Origin of the sequence: Streptomyces sp. NPDC101178 (assembly GCF_044767965.1) — a bacterium.
In the GTDB taxonomy this organism is placed as follows: Bacteria; Actinomycetota; Actinomycetes; order Streptomycetales; family Streptomycetaceae; genus Streptomyces.
The window spans coordinates 448,727-470,164 of the sequence record NZ_JBIWOZ010000002.1; the positions used below are offsets into that span (position 1 = coordinate 448,727).

22 protein-coding genes are annotated in these 21,438 nt (G+C 70.3%); 6 read left to right on the forward strand and 16 right to left on the reverse strand.

Annotated elements, in window-relative coordinates; genetic code table 11:
* Nucleotides 1-38: 38 nt before the first annotated feature.
* Entirely contained in the window at nucleotides 39-368 is a 330-nt protein-coding gene (locus ACIRR8_RS06090) for an ATP/GTP-binding protein (RefSeq protein ID WP_404059555.1), read from the reverse strand.
* A gap of 245 nt (nucleotides 369-613) precedes the next feature.
* Here ACIRR8_RS06090 and ACIRR8_RS06095 point away from each other — a divergent pair, with 245 nt between their 5' ends.
* Nucleotides 614-1,648 (forward strand): LLM class flavin-dependent oxidoreductase, encoded by a 1,035-nt coding sequence (locus ACIRR8_RS06095; RefSeq protein ID WP_404059558.1) that lies wholly within the window; start codon nucleotides 614-616, stop codon nucleotides 1,646-1,648.
* A gap of 141 nt (nucleotides 1,649-1,789) precedes the next feature.
* Here ACIRR8_RS06095 and ACIRR8_RS06100 read toward each other — a convergent pair whose 3' ends face one another.
* On the reverse strand, nucleotides 1,790-2,182 hold the full coding sequence (locus ACIRR8_RS06100; RefSeq protein ID WP_003966234.1) for an SCO5389 family protein: 393 nt from the start codon (nucleotides 2,180-2,182) through the stop codon (nucleotides 1,790-1,792).
* Nucleotides 2,183-2,454: 272 nt separating this feature from the next.
* On the opposite strand from ACIRR8_RS06100, the gene nucS reads away from it, so the two are divergent.
* A complete protein-coding gene (nucS, locus tag ACIRR8_RS06105; RefSeq protein WP_404059560.1) occupies nucleotides 2,455-3,126 on the forward strand; it encodes an endonuclease NucS in 672 nt (223 codons plus the stop codon).
* Between the two features lie 55 nt (nucleotides 3,127-3,181).
* Here nucS and ACIRR8_RS06110 read toward each other — a convergent pair whose 3' ends face one another.
* From ACIRR8_RS06110 to ACIRR8_RS06120, 3 genes are all read right to left on the reverse strand, one after another.
* Entirely contained in the window at nucleotides 3,182-5,746 is a 2,565-nt protein-coding gene (locus ACIRR8_RS06110; protein ID WP_404059563.1) for an ATP-binding protein, read from the reverse strand.
* Nucleotides 5,747-5,967: 221 nt separating this feature from the next.
* On the reverse strand, nucleotides 5,968-6,291 hold the full coding sequence (locus ACIRR8_RS06115; protein ID WP_404059566.1) for an STAS domain-containing protein: 324 nt from the start codon (nucleotides 6,289-6,291) through the stop codon (nucleotides 5,968-5,970).
* A gap of 215 nt (nucleotides 6,292-6,506) precedes the next feature.
* Complete coding sequence (locus ACIRR8_RS06120; protein ID WP_404059569.1) at nucleotides 6,507-7,355, reverse strand: 3-hydroxyacyl-CoA dehydrogenase family protein; 849 nt, start codon at nucleotides 7,353-7,355, stop codon at nucleotides 6,507-6,509.
* Between the two features lie 206 nt (nucleotides 7,356-7,561).
* Here ACIRR8_RS06120 and ACIRR8_RS06125 point away from each other — a divergent pair, with 206 nt between their 5' ends.
* Nucleotides 7,562-8,134 (forward strand): cob(I)yrinic acid a,c-diamide adenosyltransferase, encoded by a 573-nt coding sequence (locus tag ACIRR8_RS06125; RefSeq protein WP_404059572.1) that lies wholly within the window; start codon nucleotides 7,562-7,564, stop codon nucleotides 8,132-8,134.
* Nucleotides 8,135-8,140: 6 nt separating this feature from the next.
* On the opposite strand, the gene ACIRR8_RS06130 is transcribed toward ACIRR8_RS06125, so the two are convergent.
* Nucleotides 8,141-8,716, reverse strand: a complete 576-nt coding sequence (locus ACIRR8_RS06130; RefSeq protein ID WP_404059575.1) for a hypothetical protein — start codon at nucleotides 8,714-8,716, stop codon at nucleotides 8,141-8,143.
* 150 nt (nucleotides 8,717-8,866) lie between these two features.
* Between ACIRR8_RS06130 and ACIRR8_RS06135 the strand changes: the two genes are divergently transcribed.
* The 3 genes from ACIRR8_RS06135 (at nucleotide 8,867) to ACIRR8_RS06145 (ending at nucleotide 12,859) form a co-directional block, all read left to right on the forward strand.
* On the forward strand, nucleotides 8,867-10,054 hold the full coding sequence (locus ACIRR8_RS06135; RefSeq protein ID WP_404059578.1) for a sensor histidine kinase: 1,188 nt from the start codon (nucleotides 8,867-8,869) through the stop codon (nucleotides 10,052-10,054).
* Nucleotides 10,051-10,701, forward strand: a complete 651-nt coding sequence (locus tag ACIRR8_RS06140; protein ID WP_404059580.1) for a response regulator — start codon at nucleotides 10,051-10,053, stop codon at nucleotides 10,699-10,701. The genes ACIRR8_RS06135 and ACIRR8_RS06140 overlap by 4 nt, the downstream gene beginning before the upstream one ends.
* Nucleotides 10,702-10,981: 280 nt before the next feature.
* The gene (locus ACIRR8_RS06145; RefSeq protein WP_404059583.1) at nucleotides 10,982-12,859 is read left to right on the forward strand and encodes a glycosyl hydrolase family 18 protein; all 1,878 of its coding nucleotides are present in this window, start codon (nucleotides 10,982-10,984) and stop codon (nucleotides 12,857-12,859) included.
* 228 nt (nucleotides 12,860-13,087) lie between these two features.
* Here the strand turns inward: ACIRR8_RS06145 and ACIRR8_RS06150 are convergent, their stop codons facing one another.
* The 10 genes from ACIRR8_RS06150 to ACIRR8_RS06195 form a co-directional block, all read right to left on the reverse strand.
* Nucleotides 13,088-13,534 carry a DUF2550 domain-containing protein gene (locus ACIRR8_RS06150; RefSeq protein WP_404060693.1) on the reverse strand — a complete coding sequence of 149 codons (447 nt, stop codon included), beginning with the start codon at nucleotides 13,532-13,534 and terminating at the stop codon, nucleotides 13,088-13,090.
* Between the two features lie 154 nt (nucleotides 13,535-13,688).
* Nucleotides 13,689-14,063, reverse strand: a complete 375-nt coding sequence (locus ACIRR8_RS06155; RefSeq protein ID WP_015611381.1) for a F0F1 ATP synthase subunit epsilon — start codon at nucleotides 14,061-14,063, stop codon at nucleotides 13,689-13,691.
* A 109-nt stretch (nucleotides 14,064-14,172) separates the two neighbouring features.
* Nucleotides 14,173-15,615 (reverse strand): F0F1 ATP synthase subunit beta, encoded by a 1,443-nt coding sequence (atpD, locus tag ACIRR8_RS06160; protein WP_388048964.1) that lies wholly within the window; start codon nucleotides 15,613-15,615, stop codon nucleotides 14,173-14,175.
* Nucleotides 15,615-16,532, reverse strand: coding sequence for a F0F1 ATP synthase subunit gamma (locus ACIRR8_RS06165; RefSeq protein ID WP_404059585.1), 918 nt, complete (start codon nucleotides 16,530-16,532; stop codon nucleotides 15,615-15,617). Before ACIRR8_RS06165 ends, atpD begins: the two co-directional genes overlap by 1 nt.
* A gap of 3 nt (nucleotides 16,533-16,535) precedes the next feature.
* Complete coding sequence (atpA, locus tag ACIRR8_RS06170) at nucleotides 16,536-18,107, reverse strand: F0F1 ATP synthase subunit alpha (protein WP_404059588.1); 1,572 nt, start codon at nucleotides 18,105-18,107, stop codon at nucleotides 16,536-16,538.
* A gap of 135 nt (nucleotides 18,108-18,242) precedes the next feature.
* A complete protein-coding gene (locus ACIRR8_RS06175; RefSeq protein ID WP_404059591.1) occupies nucleotides 18,243-19,058 on the reverse strand; it encodes a F0F1 ATP synthase subunit delta in 816 nt (271 codons plus the stop codon).
* Entirely contained in the window at nucleotides 19,055-19,591 is a 537-nt protein-coding gene (locus ACIRR8_RS06180) for a F0F1 ATP synthase subunit B (RefSeq protein WP_404059593.1), read from the reverse strand. The genes ACIRR8_RS06175 and ACIRR8_RS06180 overlap by 4 nt, the downstream gene beginning before the upstream one ends.
* Nucleotides 19,592-19,629: 38 nt before the next feature.
* The gene (atpE, locus tag ACIRR8_RS06185; protein ID WP_030626263.1) at nucleotides 19,630-19,863 is read right to left on the reverse strand and encodes an ATP synthase F0 subunit C; all 234 of its coding nucleotides are present in this window, start codon (nucleotides 19,861-19,863) and stop codon (nucleotides 19,630-19,632) included.
* A 95-nt stretch (nucleotides 19,864-19,958) separates the two neighbouring features.
* On the reverse strand, nucleotides 19,959-20,786 hold the full coding sequence (gene atpB / locus ACIRR8_RS06190; protein WP_404059596.1) for a F0F1 ATP synthase subunit A: 828 nt from the start codon (nucleotides 20,784-20,786) through the stop codon (nucleotides 19,959-19,961).
* Nucleotides 20,787-20,989: 203 nt separating this feature from the next.
* Entirely contained in the window at nucleotides 20,990-21,430 is a 441-nt protein-coding gene (locus ACIRR8_RS06195; protein WP_404059598.1) for a hypothetical protein, read from the reverse strand.
* Nucleotides 21,431-21,438: the final 8 nt, after the last annotated feature.

Sequence of the window (21,438 nt, forward strand, 5' to 3'; positions counted from 1 at the left end):
TACGGAAACGGCGTCCGAGGCGAGGTCGCGTACGGGCCTCAGTGACGCGGCGCGTTCCTGGACCGCTGCACCCGGGTGGTGCGGCGGTCCTTCGCGTTCCAGCAGGCCTTGTGCCAGTGCCTGCGGTCGTCGATGCCGCCGAACTCGGGCCAGGCGACGAGGTGCGGGACGCCGGAGGGGATCTCCTGGTCGCAGCCGGGGCAGCGGTACCGCTTGCCCTGCGCGCTCGCGCCGCTCACCGGGCGGACCGACCACTCCTCGCCCTGCCAGCTCTCGGTGGCCCCTCCCCCGCCGTACCGCCCCAGCGCCGTACCGGGATGGTCGTCGGGACTCTCGCCGCCACGGGGGCGGTTACGGCGCGGGGACACAGGACACCTCACGGGGGCGGCACGGGCACGTTGTGGTCCCAGCCTAGAGGCTGGCGAGGAGGGCGGGTGCCGGGTCGGGAGGGGCGGCGCGGTCCGGTGCGATCGGGCACGGCCGGGCACGGTCGGGCAGGGGAGTGAGTTAGCGGAAAATCGCAACAATTTCGTGCCGGACCGTGCCTTTGGCACGTGTCAGACGTTGGTGCCAGTGAGGGAGACACGCGTCGGCCGCGAGGAGGCAACACGCGATGCGCATCGGAACGTTCGTTCTGGCAGCTCAGTTCCCGGGCCAGGGGCCGGGCGAGGCCCTGCACCGGGCTGTCCGGTCCGCCGAGGCGGCGGAGGAGTCCGGGCTCGACTCGGTCTGGCTGGCCGAGCACCACTTCGTGCCGTACGGAGCCTGCCCGTCCGCCACCACGCTGGCCGCGCTGCTGCTCGGCCGGACCCGGCGGATCCGGGTCGGCACCGCCGTCAGCGTGCTGCCCAACCACCACCCGGTCGCGCTCGGCGAGCAGGCCGCGCTGCTCCATCTGACCAGCGGCGGACGGTTCTCGCTCGGGGTGGGCCGGGGCGGGCCGTGGGTGGACCTGGAGGTCTTCGGCGGCGGACTCGACGCGTACGAGAACGGCTTCCCGGAAGCGCTGGAGCTGCTGCTCGACTGGCTGCGGGAGCCACGGGTCGCCGGGCGCGGGGAGCGGTTCGGCTTCCGCGAGGTGGCGGTGGTGCCGCGCGCGGACGAGCTGCTGGCCGACGGCTCGGCGGAGGGTCCCGAGGTGATCGTGGCGTGCACCTCGCCGAAGACCGTGCGGCTCGCGGCGGCCCGGGCACTGCCGATGCTGCTCGGTATGCACTGCGGGGACGAGGAGAAGGCGGAGATGGTCGCCCTGTGGCGTACGGCGGCGCGGGAGGCCGGGCATCCCCCGGACGTGGTCGAGCGGGCCGCACATGTGTCCGCCGGGGTGGCCCAGATCGCGGACGGGCCCGGCGAGGCGGCGGAGACGCTGGTGAAGACGATGCCCGGCTGGCTGCGCCAGGGGCTGGACGCGCATGTCACGGTCGACGACCGGCACCGCGTGATGCGGGACCCGGTGGCGTACGCGGAGCTGCTCTGCGGGCTGCATCCGGTGGGCCCGCCGGAGCTGGCCGCCGACCGGCTCGCGGCCACGGCCGAGCGGACCGGCATCACCCGCTTCGCGCTCCTGGTGGAGGGGTCGGGCGATCTGGCGGCGACCGAGGAGAACGTACGGCGGCTGGGCGCGGACGTGCTGCCGCTGCTCACCTGACCTGCGCCTACGCCTGTGCATGCGGAACGACCTCGCGGTGCTGCGTGGTGCGGTGGAACGTGGTGCGTGGTGCGGTGGTACGGGAGCTGCCGCCCCGGAGCCAGTTGCACCTCCCGCGGCCCGAAGCGGCAGCAGAAGCGTTCAGCAGTCCCGTAGTTCGGGCGACTGGTTGAGCAACTGGCCCCTCACCGAGGTGAACTTGGCCAGCCGGTCGTCGACCGAGGCGTCCAGCGGGAACACCGCGACGCGGTGGCAGTTCTGGAAGGCGATACGCACTCCGAAGTGCCGCTGGAGCGCGCCGCGTATCGCATCACTGGCGAGCGCACGCAGCAGCTGGCCACGTGCCTGCTCGTCCGGCGGCGGCGTCTGGTTGTCGGCGAACTGACCGCCGTCCACCTTCAGCTGAGCCACCAGCGAGCTGATCATCTCCCACGCGAAAGGCAGGGAGGTCCGGACGCAGTCGACGAAGTCGGCTTCGTCGACCTCGCCTCGCTCGGCCTGTTCCAACAGCGCCGGTGAGACGTCGAGCGACATGGGTTCTCCTCTCGCGACCCCGGACGGTGACCGGGGCCTTACGGGCAGGGAAGAAGGGCGACGACGCAGCGTGCACGGGCGGCGACCTCCTGCATCCACGTTAAGCGCGCGGTGCAGGCCGCACCAGGAGATTGGGAACACAACCGGCCACCGAGCAAGAGGCGCAAAGAGGGGCAAGCCCCCTGCGCGCCTCCGCACTGGGGAGCGAGTGACAGGGGTGCACGGATGGGGAAATCGCGCCGGGCCCCCGTCGTCGAGTAGCGTTGCCGACCATGCGTCTCGTCATCGCCCGTTGCTCCGTCGACTACGCGGGCCGGCTCACAGCCCACCTGCCCTCCGCCCCCCGTCTGATCCTGGTGAAGGCGGACGGCAGCGTCTCGATCCACGCCGACGACCGGGCGTACAAACCGCTCAACTGGATGTCGCCGCCGTGCACCTTGAAGGAGGGCGCCGGCGAGGAGGCGGGCGTCTGGACCGTGGTGAACAAGGCGGGCGAAAAACTGATCATCACGATGGAGGAAATCCTCCACGACTCCTCGTACGAGCTGGGCGTCGACCCGGGGCTGATCAAGGACGGTGTCGAGGCGCACCTCCAGGAGCTGCTCGCCGACCGCATCGAGATCCTCGGCGAGGGCCACACCCTGATCCGCCGTGAGTACCCCACCGCCATCGGCCCGGTGGACATCCTCTGCCGCGACGCGAACGGCGGGACGGTCGCCGTGGAGCTGAAGCGGCGCGGCGACATCGACGGCGTGGAGCAGCTGACCCGCTATCTGGAGCTGCTCAACCGCGACCCGCATCTCGCACCGGTCAAGGGCGTCTTCGCGGCCCAGGAGATCAAGCCGCAGGCGCGGGTGCTGGCGACCGACCGGGGCATCGGCTGCCTGGTCCTCGACTACGACGCGATGCGCGGCATCGAGGACGACAAACTGCGCCTGTTCTGACCCACCGTCCGTCCACGGCCGGGTGTCCCGTCGCGGGGCACCCGGCTTCCGTGTGTCAGGCCGCGGCCTCGGTGGGGTCCTCGCTCTCCGCCGGGGCTTCGGTGGTGGCGGTGGCGGTCGCCGTGGCGGTCGCCGACTCGGCGGGGCCGCTGGCGGAGGCGGAGGTGTCCGGCGGGGGCGGGCCCGGGTCCGGGGTCTCCGTGGGGGACGTCTCGGAGGGGGTCGGATCCGGGTCCGGCTCCGACTCGGACGGCGTCACGGTCGGGCCGGTGCTCGTGGACTGCGAGGGCCGAGGCGAGCTCCGGGTCGGGGTGGGCTCACCCGGGGCGCTGCTGCTCGGCCCACTCGACGGCTCCCCCGTACCCGGTGAACTCCCGTCCGGCGACGAGGGGGCCGGGGACGGCGAGCCGGAGGTGGTGGGCGCGGCGGAGCCGGAGGCACCCGGAGTGGCGGAGACCTCGCTGCCGGGCGCCCCGTCGTCCGGTGCGGGGACGTCGGCCGGCTCGTCGGCGGGGGTCTCGTCGTCCTCGGTGGACTCGGGGGACGACTGCTCGGTGGTGACGTTGCGGCTGCCGCCCGGCTCCTCGGTGTCGCCCGCGGTGAGGCCGAGGGTGACGACGGTGCCGAGCACGGCGATGAGCAGCGCGCCCGCGCCCGCCGCGGCCAGGTTGCGCCGGGCGCCGCCGAGGACCGCGCGCCCGCCGCCCGCCTTCGGTGCGGCGGCCGGGAACGGGGCCACCACGGTCGGCTCCTCCTCGGCCGTCTGCCGGGTGAAGAGCGGCGCGGCCGGGAGGCCGAACGGCGGCGTACCGGCGAGGAGGTCATGGCGTACGGCGGGCACCTCGGCGGCCGCCTGGGGCCGGGCCGGAGGTGCGAAGCCGCCGGAGCGGTCCGCGACCAGGGCGAGGGCGCGGCGGCCGGCCACCGCGCCGGACTTGTCGGCGAGCGCGCCGCGCATGGAGATGGAGGTCTCCAGCTCCGTACGGGCCCGGTCGAGGTTGCCGGAGCAGAGCGCGAGGACGCCCAACTCATGGTGGAAGTAGGCCTCTTCGGCGACCTCACCGGCGATCCTGGCGGCCTCCTGGCCAGCCCTGAGCGCCTTCTCCCAGGCGCCCCAGCTCATGCCCGCCGCGAGCGCGGGAGCGGCGCTGCGGGCCAGCAGGACGGCCGCGCTGGCCTGGCCCGCCTCGCCGTCGGGGACGAGGCGGCCCATCGCGGCGACGATCGCGTCGGACTCGGCGACGGCCCGCTGCGGGGTGACCGAAGGATGGGAGACCCACCAGGCGTAGTGCTGGGCGGCGGTACGGGCGTGGGCGGCGGCCTCCTCCGCGTACCCGCCGGCCTCCAGCTGGGCGAGGACACCGGCGGCGAGCCGGTAGCGCGGGCCGGCCGGGGAGAGCAGTCCGCAGCCCGCGAGTTCACCGAGGGCGGCGTCCGCGTGGGTGTCGCCCACGAGGGCCGGCAGATGGGCCTGGTGGGGCACCTCGCCGCCGAGCGCGACGGTGAAGCGCAGGGTCTCGCGGGCCGCCTCGCTGAGCCGGGAGGCGAGCAGGACGGCGGGCGCGGCCCCTTCGCCGAGGCTCGGCAGCGGCACGTCCAGGCTCTCGGCGGTGGGCGCTTCGGGAACCGGAGGAGCGTCGTCCGGGCGTGGCTCGAAATAGTCGTACTCGTCGAAGGCCGCGGGGTCCGTGTTGAGCCGGTCGCGCTGGCGCAGCAGCGATCCGGCCTGGACGAAGCGGAGCGGCAGCCCCTCGGACTCGAACCAGAGGTCGCCCGCCCAGTTCCGCTCGTCCTCGGTGAGGGGGCGCTCGACGACCTTCGCCAGCAGCTCCAGCGAGGCGGCGCGGCCGAGGCCTGCGAGGAGGACCTCCTCCAGGTGGGCGTCGACGCCGGGCGGGGTGAGGTCGGGCGTGGTGCCGAAGAGGAAGGCGCACTCGGGGGTGGCTTCCAGGAGTCCGTCGAGGGCGGCGCCGCCGATCTCCAGGTCGTCGACGATCACGACGGCCCCGATGGAGCGGACGAGGGCGAGCAGTTCCTCGGGGCCGGGGCGGTGGAGCGGAGCGAGGTGGGTCGCGTCGAAGAGGCCGTACAGCAGGTCGGCGGCGGTGCGCCGGTGGCCGCTGAGGCGGACGACGCCGTCGGGGGCCAGGTCCGTGCAGTCGGCGGCGACGGCGTCGAGCAGCGCGGTGCGGCCGGAGCCGGCCTGCCCGGTGAGGCGGACGTTGCGGCCGCGGGCCAGCAGCGCCACCAGCCGCTCGCGCTCCTCCTGACGCTCCAGCAGCGGCAGCTGCGGGGCGGGCGGGCCCGCCGGGACGGGCGGGGCGCCGGCGCGCTCGTGGGCGGCGCGTTCGGCGGGGGTGCGGCGGACGGGCGCGTCGGGCTCGTACCCGGGCGGGCATGCCTCGACCTCGCTGCCGTCGACGGGGTTGACCGTGAGCAGGAGGTCCCCGACCGTGACCTGGACGACGCGGACCTGCTGCGGCGTCGGCTGGCCGAAGTCGGCGGCGTTGGACTCCCGGGACGGCCGGCGCCGCACGTCGGACGGGTCGGAGCCGTCGGTGCCGTCGGAGGTGCCGGGGGTCTGCCCGTACTCTCCCGGCCCCTGGTGTGTCGGGTCCATCAACAAGTCCCCCAGACGCGTCGCGCTCGGTCAGTCCCTCCGGCCTCGCACGCCCCGCTGTCGCTTCCGGCCCGGTGTCCGCCTCGGGTGGGTGTCATGGGGCAGACGGCCGAACCCTAGACCTTCGCACAGTATCCACGCACCGGCGGGGTGCCATGCCGTCCGGGACGTCACATTCCGGTGAGGATTGCGCGTCTTGCGCCCCGGAGGTGCGTACGTACTCAGACGCGCGGCAGCGATTCGGCGGCGATCCCGCCCTCGATCGCCAGGATGCGGTGCAGCCGGGTCGCCACCAGGAGGCGCTGCATCTGCGGCGGTACACCGCGCAGCACGAGACGGCGTCCGGCCCGGCCGGCTCTGCGGTGGGCCCCCATGATGACGCCGAGTCCGGTGGCGTCCCAGGAATTCAGCTCGGTCAGGTCCAGCACCAGATCGCCGGCTCCGTCGTCGACGGCCGAGTGCAGGACCGTACGGGCGTCCGCCGCGCTTCGGACGTCGAGGCGGCCCCCGACGACCAGCTCGGCGTGGTCGCCCCTGATATGCATATGCGCTCCTCTGCTGTTGCTCCGTAGCGAGGTCCGTCTGTCTGTTCTTCTCTTCCACAACTGACTGCGGCAGCCGCGGGGAAGTTGCCGTCTGTAAGCGAACCGATACCGAATTCACTCGGTGGAGTGACGCCGGTTCGCCGGAGACCGGATGCGGCCGGGTACACTCCCCGCCCCGACGACGGCAGGCCGGAGGGGCGGGGACGCGGTCGGCGTCAGTACGTGTAGAAGCCCTGCCCGCTCTTGCGCCCGATGTCACCTGCGTCGACCATCCGGCGCATCAGCTCGGGGGCCGCGAACTTCTCGTCCTGCGACTCGGTGTAGATGTTGCCCGTGGCGTGGAGCAGGATGTCGACGCCGGTCAGGTCGGCGGTGGCGAGCGGGCCCATGGCGTGGCCGAAGCCGAGCTTGCAGGCGGTGTCGATGTCCTCGGCCGTGGCGACGCCCGACTCGTACAGCTTCGCGGCCTCGACGACGAGCGCCGAGATGAGCCGGGTGGTGACGAAGCCCGCCACATCGCGGTTGACGACGATGCAGGTCTTGCCGACCGACTCGGCGAACTCCCGGGCGGTGGCGAGGGTTTCGTCGCTGGTCTTGTAGCCGCGGACGAGTTCGCAGAGCTGCATCATCGGGACCGGCGAGAAGAAGTGCACGCCGACCACGCGCTCCGGACGCTCCGTCACAGCCGCGATCTTGGTGATCGGGATGGCGGAGGTGTTCGAGGCCAGCACGGTGTCCTCGCCGACGACCTTGTCCAGGGCGCGGAAGATCTCGTGCTTGACCTCCAGCTTCTCGAAGACCGCCTCCACCACGACGTCCACGTCCGCGACGGCGTCGAGGTCGGTGGTCGTGGTGATGCGGGCGAGTGCGGCCTCGGCGTCGGCCGCCTCCAGCTTCCCCTTGGCGACGAACTTGTCGTACGAGGCCTTGATGCCGTCCAGGCCGCGGGTCAGCGCCGCGTCGGTGACGTCCCGCAGCACGACGTCCCAGCCCGCCTGGGCGGAGACCTGCGCGATCCCGGATCCCATGAGTCCGGCACCGATGACGGCGAGCTTCCTGGCCACGTTCGCACCCCTTGTTCTCTGTCCGCCTCTGCGGCGTCTGTTCACGGCGGTCCACACTGCTCTCCGGCGGAGATTAGTACCCGTCGGGGGCCGTGGGGCCGTGAAGAGATGCGCGTCACGTCTCGAATGACGGACATCACACCGGGACGCGTCATTCGGCGCCACGCCACGCCCAGTTGGGGCCTGAGCCTCACTACGCTGGGCTCATGGTCAATCTGACGCGCATCTACACCCGGACCGGCGACCAGGGCACCACGGCCCTCGGCGACATGAGCCGCACCGCCAAGACCGATCTGCGGATCGCGGCGTACGCGGACGCCAACGAGGCCAACGCGGTGATCGGGACCGCCGTGGCGCTCGGGCAGCTGGGCGAGGACGTGGTGAAGGTCCTCGTACGGGTCCAGAACGACCTCTTCGACGTGGGCGCCGACCTGTCGACGCCGGTGGTGGAGGACCCGAAGTACCCGCCGCTGCGGGTGGAGCAGAGTTACGTGGACAAGCTGGAGGCGGACTGCGACCGCTTCCTGGAGGAGCTGGAGAAGCTCCGCAGCTTCATCCTTCCCGGCGGTACGCCGGGGGCCGCGCTGCTCCACCAGGCGTGCACGGTGGTCCGGCGCGCGGAGCGGTCGACCTGGGCGGCGCTGGAGGTGCACGGCGACTCGATGAACGCGCTGACCGCCACCTACCTCAACCGCCTCTCCGACCTCCTGTTCATCCTGGCACGGAGCGCGAACAAGGAGGTCGGGGACGTGTTGTGGGTGCCTGGCGGCGAGCGCTGACGCCCTCTAAAGCCGGTCGGCCGGCTCGCGTTCCAGCGCGTCCGGGTTCTTCGGGGCCTGCTTCGGGAAGAGCGTGTAGCCGCCGGCGATGATCACGTTGATGCCGATCACCAGGAGCATCTTCTGCTGCCAGCTCTGGAGCGAGCTGACGGCGCCGTCGGGGCCGACGTACCAGACCGCTGCCTGGAGCAGGCCGAGCGCGACCGCCGCGGCGAGGATCCAGCGGGCGGCGGTGCGCCACTCGTGGAGGGCGCGGGCCTTGCCGTACTTCGGCGGCTTCACCGGCGGCGGGCCGCCGAACCAGCGGTGTGCGACCCAGGCGTCCACCTTCTTGATGGTGTGGTGGCCGAGGCCCACGGTGAAGCCGATGTAGACGGCGGCCAGTCCGTGCTTCCAGTCCGGCTCTGCGCCGTTCCTGAGGTCGAGGACGGTCACCACCAGCAGCACGACCTCCAGCAGCGGTTCGCAGAGCAGTACGGCGGCGCCGAGCCTCGGCTTCCGCGCGACGTACCGCAGCGCGAGTCCGGCGGCCAGCAGAACCCAGAACGCGACCTCGCAGGCCACGACCAGCAGGGCGATCACAGCACCTCTCCTCCCGTTTCCTCCAGCCTCCCGCCCGCCGGGGCCGCAGGCGTCGTCGGCGGTGAGGAAACGGGACTGCATCCTTCGATGTAGTGGCGCATCGGCCCGTGAAGGGAGGCCCGGCGGCGTCGGTGCGTGTTGGATGGAGGCGTGTTCCCAGCCTTCCGCCCCCACCGCGACGACGTCGCCCTCGCCGTCTCCGGGCTGCTCGGCGGACTGCTGCTGTGGGGGCTCGGCCTGCACACCCAGGGCGGCCGCCCCTTCTCCGCGCCCTGGATCACCCTCGTACCGCTGACCGCGATGGCCTCGGTGGAGCTGCTGCGGCGCAGCGCGCCGCGCACCGCGCTGGCCGTCGCCACGCTCGCGCTGGTCGCGGACCAGTTCACCCGGGGCAGCCTGGCCACCATCCTGATGTTCACGGACATCATGTACGCGGCCGTGCTGTACGGGACTCCGGCCGCCGCCCGCCGGATCCCGGTGGCCACGCTCCTGGTCACCGTGGCGTCCACGATCGGGTTCCTGGCCTGGTTCCGCAGGCCGGAGGCGCTGCTGATCGGTGTGGTCGTCGGGCTGGTCTCCTTCATCCCCGCGATCACCGGGGTCAGCGTGCGCAGCCATCGCATCGCCGCCGAGACCGCCCGGCTGGCCGCCGTCCAGACCGCGCGACTGGCCGAGATGGACCGGGTCCAGGCGGTGGTCGCCGAGCGGGCCCGGATGGCGCGCGAGCTGCACGACCTGGTGGCGGGCCGCCTGTCGGCCGTGGCGATCCACTCCACGGCGGCCCTCTCCATCGACGACCCGGACACCTCACGGAACGCGCTGAAGGTGATCCGGGAGAACAGCGTGGAGGGGCTGGCGGAGATGCGGCGGCTGATCGGGCTGTTGCGCCAGGGCGGCGAGGAGGGTGCTCCGGCGGCGGCGCCGACGCTGGCGTCGCTGGACGCGCTCATCGAGCAGGCGAACGTCAACGGGGCGTCGGCCGGGCTCGTCTGCACGCTTCAGGACGCCCGGGCGGCGGACTCCGGTGCGCTGCCGACGCCGGTCGAGCTGGCCGCGTACCGGATCGTGCAGGAGTCCCTCACCAACGCGCTCAAACACGCGGCGCCGGGCCCGGTCACCGTGCGGCTCGGCCTGGCCGACGAGGTGCTGACGGTCGAGGTGACCAGCGTGTTCGGCAGCCGTCCGGGGCCGACGGCGCCGGGTTCGGGGGCCGGCCTGGTGGGGATGGCGGAGCGGGTGGCGCTGCTGGGCGGGACGTTCGAAGCGGGTGGCGTGGGCGCGGAGTTGTGGCGGGTGCGAGCCGAACTGCCGGTACGGGAGAGGGAGATGCGGGAATGACGGTCCGGGTGCTGGTCGCGGAGGACCAGGCGGCGGTGCGGGCGGGGCTGGTGCTGATCCTCTCCAGCGCGCCGGACATCGAGGTCGTCGGCGAGGCGGGCGACGGTGAGGAGGCGGTGCGCCTCGCGCGGGAACTCCGGCCGGATCTCGTCCTGATGGATGTGCAGATGCCGCGGCTGGACGGCGTGTCGGCGACCCGGCAGGTGGTGGCGGAGGAGCTGGCGGACGTTCTGGTGCTGACCACGTTCGACCTGGACGAGTACGTCTTCGGGGCGCTGCGGGCGGGAGCGTCGGGCTTTCTGCTGAAGAACACCGACGCCCGCGATCTGCTGGAGGCGGTACGGACGGTGGCGCGGGGCGAGGGTCTGATCGCGCCTGCCGTGACGCGGCGGCTGATCGCGGAGTTCGCCGGCACCACGCCCGTACGGCCCGGGAGTTCGGCCGATCCGGCGGTGCTGGAGGCGCTGACGCGGCGCGAGCGGGAGGTGCTCGGGTGTCTCGGTGAGGGGCTGTCGAACGCGGAGATCGCGCTGCGGCTGGCGATGGCGGAGGCGACGGTGAAGACGCACGTCAGCCGGTTGCTGGCCAAGCTGGGGTTGCGGAGCCGGGTCCAGGCGGCCGTCCTGGCGCAGGAGTTGGGGGTCTGACGGCGGCGGGGGCCGAGACGCGGGCCGGGGCCCTCGCCTGCCGGGTTCCAGGCACGGACCGGGGCGCGGGCCGGGGTCTCGAAAGACCGGATTCCGGTCCGATTTCGGGCCGGTTCCGGCCTTCGATCTTTGGTCCAGACCTCTTGACGATTGGTCCAGACCTTCCTAATGTCACCCATCACACACTGCGGTGAGTACGAGAGCACCCGTACTCAGGGCGGCGCAGGGTTTGCAGTCCACGAATCATCCCCGTTTGCTGGACCTCACCCGAGGAGCACCGTTGAGCACTGATACTCCCCCACGCCGTTCCCGGTTCAGATGGATTCCCCTGCGGAGCGGAAGGTCCAAGGTCATCGCGGGTCTCACCGCGCTGGCCGTGCCGTTCGCCGCGATGGTGGGTCTCGCCACTCCGGCCGCAGCGGCCACCTCGGCCACCGCCACGTACACCAAGAAGTCGGACTGGGGCAGCGGCTTCGAGGGCCAGTGGACGGTGAAGAACACCGGCACCACGGCGCTCTCCTCCTGGACCATCGAGTGGGACTACCCCACCGGGACCCGGGTCAACTCCGCCTGGGACGCCACCGTCACCAACTCCGGCAACCGCTGGACCGCCAAGAACCTCGGCTGGAACGGGAGCATCGCCCCCGGCGCCAGCCTCAGCTTCGGCTTCAACGGCTCCGGCCCCGGCGCCCCCTCCGGCTGCAAGCTGAACGGCGCCTCCTGTGACGGCTCCACCGTCCCCGGCGACAACCCGCCCTCCCCTCCCGGCACGCCCACCACCAGCGACGTCACCAACACCTCGGTGAAGCTCAGCTGGAGCGCGGCCACCGACGACAAGGGCGTCAAGAACTACGACGTCCTGCGCAACGGCGCCAAGATCGCCACGGTCACCGGCACCACGTACACCAACACCGGGCTGACCGCCGGCACCGACTACACGTACGCCGTCCAGGCCCGCGACACCATCGACCAGCTCGGTCCGATCTCCGCCTCCGTCTCGGTGCGCACCACCGGCGGTGGCGGCGGCGAGGAGCCCCCGCCCGGTGACAAGATCAACCTGGGCTACTTCACCAACTGGGGCGTCTACGGGCGCAACTACCACGTCAAGAACCTGGTGACGTCCGGCACGGCCGCGAAGATCACGCACATCAACTACGCCTTCGGCAACGTGCAGGGCGGCAAGTGCACCATCGGCGACTCCTACGCCGACTACGACAAGGCGTACACCGCCGACCAGTCCGTCGACGGCAAGGCCGACACCTGGGACCAGCCGCTGCGCGGCAACTTCAACCAGCTCCGCAAGCTGAAGGCCCAGTACCCGCACATCAAGGTCCTCTGGTCGTTCGGCGGCTGGACCTGGTCCGGCGGCTTCGGCCAGGCCGTCCAGAACCCCGCCGCCTTCGCCCAGTCCTGCTACGACCTGGTCGAGGACCCCCGCTGGGCCGATGTCTTCGACGGCATCGACCTGGACTGGGAGTACCCCAACGCCTGCGGTCTGACCTGTGACACCAGCGGCCCGGCCGCGATCAAGACCATGGCCGACGCCATGCGCGCCAAGTTCGGCCCGAACAACCTGGTCACCGCCGCCATCACCGCGGACGGCTCCAGCGGCGGCAAGATCGACGCCGCCGACTACGCGGGCGCCGCGCAGTCCTTCGACTGGTACAACGTGATGACGTACGACTTCTTCGGCGCCTGGGCGAACAAGGGCCCGACGGCCCCGCACTCGCCGCTGACCTCGTACACCGGCATCCCCCAGCAGGGCTTCACCTCCGCCGACGCGATCGCCAAGCTGAAGGCTAAGGGCGTTCCGGCCAAGAAGCTGCTCCTCGGCATCGGCTTCTACGGCCGCGGCTGGACCGGCGTCACCCAGGCCGCCCCGGGCGGCACGGCGACCGGCGCGGCCCCGGGCACGTACGAGGCGGGCATCGAGGACTACAAGGTCCTCAAGAGCACCTGCCCGGCCACCGGCACCATCGCCGGCACGGCCTACGCGCACTGCGGCACCAACTGGTGGAGCTACGACACCCCGGCCACCGTCGGCTCCAAGATGGCCTGGGCGAAGAGCCAGGGCCTGGGAGGCGCGTTCTCCTGGGAGTTCTCCGGTGACACCACCAACGGTGAACTGGTGAGCGCCATGAGCAACGGTCTCAAGTAGCCACCACGCCGTAACCGCACCAGAGCCACCCCCCGAAAAGCGCCGGGGAGACGGGTCCGCCCCCCGTCTCCCCGGCTTTTCGCTGTGTACGTACGTGGCGCCCAGGCCCTTCCGTTCGGATCAGGCCGGACGCCACGAGCCCGGCATGACCGGCCAGACATCCCCTAGGCCACGTTGACCCTCCCCCAGACTTCGTCCGGGGGGACCCCCTTCCAGCGGGGCTGCTCCCTAAGCGACATTGACCCGCTGGCCGGGCGGTGCCGCCTCCAGCCAGGCGAGGAAGCCGGTGAGGGCGTCCTCGCTCATCGCCAGCTCCAGGCGGGTCCCCCGGTGGAGACAGCCGAGCACGACGGAGTCGGAGAGGAGCGCCAGCTCCTCCTCGCCCTCCGGCAGCCGGCGGGCGATCACCTCGATCGCAGAACGCTCCAGGCCCCGGCGGGGGCGAGGAGCGTAGGAGAAGACACGGAACCAGTCGACGCGGTCGCCGCTGTAGCGGGCGACACCGTAGATCCAGCCTTTGCCGGAGGGGTCGGGCTCCTCGGAGACGTCCCAGCGGAGGGAGCAGTCGAAGGTGCCTCCGGATCGCTGGATCAGCCGCCGGCGCAGACCGAAGACGAACAGTCCCACCAGGACCAGCACGATGACGGATACGCCCACCCACAACGCGAGGACCATCTCCACCGACCTCCTCGCATCGTCGAGTAACGGGTAACGCGTAACGGATAACGAACCGATTCGAACTGAACTGCACCTGCATCGCCTCAGCCGCGACACGGCTGGATTTCTCCAGCTCGGGCCGCGGCTGAGTAAAAACATCTGTCCTGGGGCGCTAGTGCACCGCCACCGCGCGGAGACGGATCTCGGCGCGCCGCTCGGCGGCGGCGTCCGCGTCCGACTTCGCACGCTCCAGCGCACGCTCGGCGCGCTGGACATCGATCTCGTCCGCCAGCTCGACGATCTCGGCCAGCAGCGACAGCTTGTTGTCCGCGAACGAGATGAAACCACCGTGCACAGCGGCGATGACGGTACCGCCCTCGCTCGTGCGGATCGTCACCGGGCCCGATTCCAGCACACCGAGAAGCGGCTGGTGACCGGGCATGATGCCGATGTCGCCGGACGTGGTACGCGCGACGACCAGGGTGGCCTCGCCGGACCAGACACTGCGGTCCGCGGCGACCAGCTCCACATGCAGCTCAGCAGCCAAGGAGACTCCTCGGGTCACCACCCGGCCGCCCGGCCGGGTGTCGGTTCAATTCTACGGGGCGTGGTGAGGGGGGCGGGACCGGCCCCACCCCCCTCGGTGAGCCGACGGCTCAGGAGACGCCGAGCTCCTTGGCCTTCGCCTTGAGGTCGTCCAGGCCACCGCACATGAAGAACGCCTGCTCGGGGAAGTGGTCGTAGTCCCCGTCGCAGATCGCGTTGAACGCGGCGATCGACTCGTCGAGCGGGACGTCCGAACCGTCCAGGCCGGTGAACTGCTTGGCGGCGTGGGTGTTCTGCGACAGGAAGCGCTCGACGCGACGGGCACGGTGGACGACGAGCTTGTCCTCCTCGCCCAGCTCGTCGATACCGAGGATCGCGATGATGTCCTGGAGGTCCTTGTACTTCTGCAGGATCCCCTTGACGCGGCTGGCCGCGGCGTAGTGGTCCTGCGAGATGTAGCGCGGGTCCAGGATGCGGGACGTGGAGTCCAGCGGGTCCACGGCCGGGTAGATGCCCTTCTCCGAGATCGGACGGGAGAGAACCGTCGTCGCGTCGAGGTGGGCGAACGTGGTGGCCGGGGCCGGGTCGGTCAGGTCGTCCGCGGGGACGTAGATCGCCTGCATCGAGGTGATCGAGTGACCACGCGTCGAGGTGATGCGCTCCTGGAGCACACCCATCTCGTCGGCCAGGGTCGGCTGGTAACCCACCGCGGACGGCATGCGGCCGAGCAGTGTGGAGACCTCGGAACCGGCCTGCGTGAAGCGGAAGATGTTGTCGATGAAGAGCAGCACGTCCTGCTTCTGCACATCGCGGAAGTACTCCGCCATGGTCAGGGCGGACAGGGCCACGCGCAGACGCGTCCCCGGCGGCTCGTCCATCTGGCCGAAGACGAGCGCGGTCTTCTCCAGAACGCCCGACTCGGTCATCTCGTCGATGAGGTCGTTGCCCTCACGGGTGCGCTCACCGACACCGGCGAACACCGACACACCGTCGTGCAGCTTCGCCACACGCATGATCATTTCCTGGATGAGGACCGTCTTGCCGACGCCCGCACCACCGAACAGACCGATCTTTCCACCCTTGACGTACGGGGTGAGAAGGTCGACGACCTTCAGGCCGGTCTCGAACATCTCGGTCTTGGACTCGAGCTGGTCGAAGGCCGGGGCCTTGCGGTGGATCGGCCAGCGCTCGGTGATCTGCGCCTCGGCCTCCGGCTCGTTCAGGATCTGACCGAGGGTGTTGAACACCTTGCCCTTGGTGATGTCACCGACGGGGACGGTGATGCCCGTGCCCGTGTCGGTCACCGGGGCCTGGCGGACCAGGCCGTCGGTGGGCTGCATCGAGATCGCGCGGACCACGCCGTCGCCCAGGTGCTGGGCGACCTCGAGGGTCAGCGTCTTGCGGGCGCCGGCCTCGGCCGGGTCGTCCACCTCGACGTGAAGGGCGTTGTAGATGTCCGGCATCGCGTCGACGGGGAACTCCACGTCGACGACCGGGCCGATGACCCGGGCGACGCGGCCCGTGGCAGCGGCCGTCTCAACTGTGGTCGTCATTACTTGTCACTCCCCGCGGTCGCGTCGGCCAGAGCACTGGCACCGCCGACGATCTCGCTGATTTCCTGGGTGATTTCGGCCTGGCGGGCCGCGTTGGCAAGCCGGGAAAGGCTCTTGATGAGGTCCCCGGCGTTGTCGGTGGCCGACTTCATCGCGCGGCGGCGGGCGGCGTGCTCGGAAGCGGCCGCCTGCAGCAGGGCGTTGTAGATACGGCTCTCGACGTAGCGCGGCAGAAGGGCGTCCAGGACGTCCTCGGCCGACGGCTCGAACTCGAACAGCGGAAGGATCTCGCCCTTGCGGGTGCTCTCCTGCGCCACCTCGTCGAGCGAAAGCGGCAGCATCCGGTCGTCGACCGCGTTCTGCGTCATCATCGACACGAATTCCGTGAAGACGATGTGCAGCTCGTCGACGCCGCCCTCGGCCGTCTCCTGCTGGATGGCCTCGATCAACGGGGCGGCGATGCGCTTGGCATCGGAGTACGCCGGGTTGTCGGTGAAGCCGGTCCAGGATTCCTCGACCTTGCGCTCGCGGAAGCCGTAGTACGCGACACCCTTGCGGCCGACGATGTACGTGTCGACCTCCTTGCCCTCGCCGGCAAGGCGCTCCCGCAGCCGCTCCGCCGCCTTGATGGCGTTGGAGGAGTAGCCGCCGGCCAGACCGCGGTCGCTCGTGACGAGCAGGACCGCGGCGCGGGTCGGCGCTTCGGCTTCGGTGGTGAGCGGGTGCTTGGCGTTGGAGCCGGTCGCCACCGCGGTCACCGCACGGGTGAGCTCGGTCGCGTACGGCATCGACGCCGCCACCTTGCGCTGCGCCTTGACGATGCGCGAGGCGGCGATCATCTCCATCGCCTTGGTGATCTTCTTGGTCGCGGTGACGGCTTGGATGCGGCGCTTGTAAACGCGAAGCTGAGCGCCCATCGATCAGCCCTCGCCCAGGAGCTTGCCGTCCGAGGTCTCGAACTGCTGCTTGAAGGCGGCGATCGCGTCGGCGACCGACTGCAGCGTGTCGTCGGACATCTTGCCGCCCTCGGCGATGCTGGTGAGGAGGTCCTTGCGCTCGCGGCGCAGGTACTCCAGCAGCTCGGCCTCGAAGCGGCGGATGTCCTCGACCGGGACGTCGTCCATCTTGCCGGTGGTGCCGGCCCAGACGGAGACGACCTGCTCCTCCATCGGGAACGGGGCGTACTGCGGCTGCTTCAGCAGCTCGACCATGCGCTTACCGCGCTCCAGCGAGGCCTTCGAGGCCGCGTCCAGGTCGGAACCGAAGGCGGCGAACGCCTCCAGCTCGCGGTACTGGGCGAGGTCCACGCGAAGCCGGCCGGAGACCTGCTTCATGGCCTTGTGCTGGGCGGAGCCACCGACTCGGGAGACCGAGATACCGACGTTGAGCGCCGGACGCTGACCCGCGTTGAACAGGTCGGACTCCAGGAAGCACTGGCCGTCGGTGATGGAGATGACGTTGGTCGGGATGAACGCCGACACGTCGTTCGCCTTGGTCTCGACGATCGGGAGGCCCGTCATCGAACCGGCACCCATCTCGTCGGAGAGCTTGGCGCAGCGCTCCAGCAGACGCGAGTGCAGGTAGAAGACGTCACCCGGGTAGGCCTCACGGCCGGGCGGGCGGCGCAGCAGCAGGGACACGGCGCGGTAGGCGTCGGCCTGCTTCGAGAGGTCGTCGAAGATGATCAGGACGTGCTTGCCCTGGTACATCCAGTGCTGGCCGATGGCCGAACCGGTGTACGGCGCCAGGTACTTGAAGCCGGCCGGGTCGGACGCCGGGGCGGCGACGATGGTCGTGTACTCCAGCGCGCCGGCCTCTTCGAGCGCACCACGCACGGAGGCGATGGTGGAGCCCTTCTGACCGATGGCGACGTAGATGCAGCGCACCTGCTTGTTCACGTCGCCCGAGCGCCAGTTGTCGCGCTGGTTGATGATCGTGTCGACGGCCAGAGCGGTCTTACCCGTCTGACGGTCGCCGATGATCAGCTGACGCTGGCCGCGGCCGATCGGCACCATGGCGTCGACGGCCTTGTAGCCGGTCTGCATCGGCTCGTGCACCGACTTGCGGACCATGACGCCAGGGGCCTGCAGCTCGAGGGCGCGGCGGCTGTCGGTCTCGATCTCGCCGAGGCCGTCGATCGGGTTGCCGAGCGGGTCGACGACGCGGCCGAGGTAACCCTCGCCGACGCCGACGGAGAGCACCTCACCGGTGCGCTGCACCGGCTGGCCCTCCTCGATTCCGCTGAACTCGCCGAGGACGATCGCACCGATCTCGCGCTCCTCGAGGTTGAGGGCGAGACCGAGGGTGCCGTCCTCGAACTTCAGCAGCTCGTTCGCCATGGCGGAGGGCAGGCCCTCCACCTTCGCGATGCCGTCGCCGGCAACGCTGACCGTACCGACCTCCTCGCGCGAGGCCGCGTCCGGCTGGTACGACTGGACAAAGTTCTCCAGTGCGTCCCGGATCTCCTCCGGCCGGATCGTGAGCTCCGCCATCTGGGTTCCCTGCTCTCCTTGTTGGGCCCGAAGTTTCTTAAGGGGGTCTGGGGGCCGACCCCCAGGAATCTTCTGCAATTTCTGCACGGCCCAACCGGGCCGCTGGTCTTGCTTGTCCTTCTGCGCTGAGCTGTGTCAGCCGGCCATGCGCCGGGTCGCCTCGTCGAGGCGGTCCGCGACGGTGCCGTTGATGATCTCGTCACCGACGCGCACCGAGATCCCGCCGAGGACCGCGGGGTCCACGTCCAGGTTCAGGTGCATCTCGCGGCCGTACAGCTTGGCCAGAGCGGCGCCGAGGCGCTGCTTCTGCCGGTCGCTGAGCGGCACCGCCGAGGTGACGACGGCGACCGCGCGGTCGCGGCGCTCCGCGGCGAGCTTGGACAGGGATTCGATCCCTGCCTCCAGGCTACGTCCCCGCGGCTGCGTCACCAGGCGGACGATGATCCGCTCGGTGACCGGCTGTGCCTTGCCGCCGAGCAGGCTGCGGAGCAGCTCGCCCTTGGCGGAGGCGGTGGCCGTACGGCTGGTGAGTGCGGAACGCAGCTCCGTGTCGGAGCCGACGATCCGGCCGAACCGGAACAGCTCGTCCTCGACGTCGTCGAGGACGCCGCCGCGCTGGGCGGCGGTGAGGTCCGCGGTGTTCGCCAGCTCCTCGACCGAGTCCACCAGGTCACGCGACTGCGACCAGCGGGAGCGGACCAGCCCGGAGACCAGGTCGACGGCTTCGCCGCTGACCTGACCGCTGAGCAGGCGCGCGGCCAGCTCGGCCTTGCTCTCGCCGCTCTGGGCCGGGTCCGTGAGGACCCGGCGCAGGGAAACTTCGCGGTCGAGCAGCGCGGTGACCGAGGCCAGGTCGTCGGCGAGGGCCGCCGCGTCGACCGACGTGTTGTCGGTCAGCGCGTCGAGCCGCTCGCGTGCGGCGGCCAGTGCCTCGCGGCTCGCACCGTTCATCGGGCAGCCTCGGCCTTCGCCTCGAGCTCGTCGAGGAAACGGTCGACGGTGCCGCTCTGCCGGGCGTGGTCCTGGAGGGACTCGCCGACGAGCTTGCCGGCCAGGTCGGTGGCGAGCTTGCCCACGTCCTGACGCAGCGCGGAAGCAGCGGCCTTGCGGTCGGCCTCGATCTGGGCGTGGCCGGCGGCGATGATCTCTTCGCGCTGCCGCTGACCTTCCGCCTTCATCTCCTGGATGATGACGGCACCCTGCTCCTGCGCCTCCTGGCGCAGACGAGCGGCCTCGTGGCGGGCCTCGGCGAGCTGAGCCTTGTACTGCTCAAGAACGCTCTGCGCCTCGGTCTGAGCCGCTTCGGCCTTCTCGATGCCACCCTCGATCGCCTCGCGACGCTCTTCCAGGGTCTTGTTGATCACCGGGAGGAGCTTCTTCGAGAAGACGAAGAAGACGATGCCGAAGCAGATCAAGCCGATGACGATCTCGGGCCACACCGGGAGCAGAGGGCTCTGCGCTTCCTCGGCTGCCAGGTACATCATGGTGGACCTTTCCGTCGAAATCGAGCTAGTGCCGTACGTCAGAGGATGAACGGAACGACGAAGCCGATCAGGGCCAGGGCCTCGACGACGGCGAAGCCGAGCAGCATGTTCTGGCGGATGAGGCCGGCAGCCTCGGGCTGGCGGGCAATGGCCTGCACACCGTTACCGAAGATGATGCCGATGCCGATACCGGGGCCGATCGCGGCGAGGCCGTAACCGATGGTGCCGACGTTGCCCTCTACGGCCGCGAGGGTCTCGAAAGCAGCAGACATGTCTGTGGTTCCTTCTCTTGGTGGGACCGGTGGAAATGGTCTTCGCACCGGGCGTCTGGGGAGCTGAGGGGTGAAGCCGGGGGGCTATCGGGTCCTCAGTGGGCTTCTTCGAGCGCCTGGGAGAGGTACGTGGCGGTCAGCACGGTGAACACGTAGGCCTGAAGGGCCTGGATGAACATCTCGAACACGGTGAGGACCAGCGTCATGACGAACGACGCGGAGGCGTAGACCGTGCCCAGGACGGTGCCGAGCATGTACCAGGTGGCGATCGTGAAGATCAGGATCAGGATGTGGCCCGCGAACATGTTCGCGAAGAGTCGTACCGCCAGCGTGAAGGGCCGCACGATGACGTTGGAGATGAACTCCAGCGGCGTCAGCATGATGTAGATCGGCTTCGGCAGCCCGCTCGGGACGCAGAGGTTGCGGATGCCTCCGACGAATCCGTTCGACCGGAACGTCACCGTCATGTATGTCACCCAGACCACCAGCGCAAGGCCGATGGGATAGGCGATGACGGAGCTGACCGGGAACTGGGCGATCGGGATGATGGCCCAGAGGTTCAGGATCCAGACGAAGAAGAACAGCGAGACCAGCAGCGGGACGAAAGGCTCGCCCTTCTTGCCGATGATCTCCTTGGAGATCCCGCGGTGGACGAAGTCGTACAGCGCCTCAGCGACCATCTGCAGCTTGCCGGGGACGACCTTCGGCTTCGAGAAGCCGGCCCAGAAGAAGGCCAGGATCAGGAAGGTGCCGATGATCGCGAGCAGCATGGGCTTGTTGAACTCGACAGGCCCAATGGTGAAGAGCGGCTCGAAGAGGAACGACCACACGCTGGGGGCTTGGAACCCGCAGTCCTTGAACAGGTGGCAGTTCGTCTCGAAGGCGAGCGTCTGGGCGTCAGTCACCAAGAGCTCCTTCTGCATGGCGCATGGATGCGGCTACCTCGTTGTGTCGGAGCGGCGGGTGGCCGCAGGTCGGCACCGGACTGGTTCTTACGGTGAGGAGGAGGCGGCGGCCGGGCCCGAAGCCTCGCGATGAATCAAGCGACCGCCCTGTTGCCCGCGCTCGCACTACCGCAACCGAGACCGGACGATAGCAGCACGTCGAACATGGCTTTATCCCGGCCCTACTCGTCACGCTCTCCCCCAGCCCCACTCGAACGGTTCCGGCTCTCCGCCTCGGGATCGACGTACAGGGTCTTCGACTTGGCATGCCGCACGGTCTGCACGGTGATCCACGTGATCACTGACACGACCAGGGAGAGCGCGAAGACCTTGAGGTCGAACAGAGTGGTGTTCCTGATGCTCAGGATGAAGACGAGCAGGAGCACGAGCTGGGCCGAGTAAATCATCAGCCCCATGCCCTGAAGGAGGTGAGGCATGGTCTTGGCGGCCCACTGGAGCGCGATCATTCCGAATGCCATGAAGACGATCACGACCACGCAGCCGACCGCAGCGCCGATCGCTCCCTCGCCACCGGCGACGAGCCCGCCGACGAGCGTGGCGATGGCTCCCACCGCGGCGGTGGGGGTGGCGATGCGCAGTACTTCGCGCATGTCGGACTGCATGGCGGCAG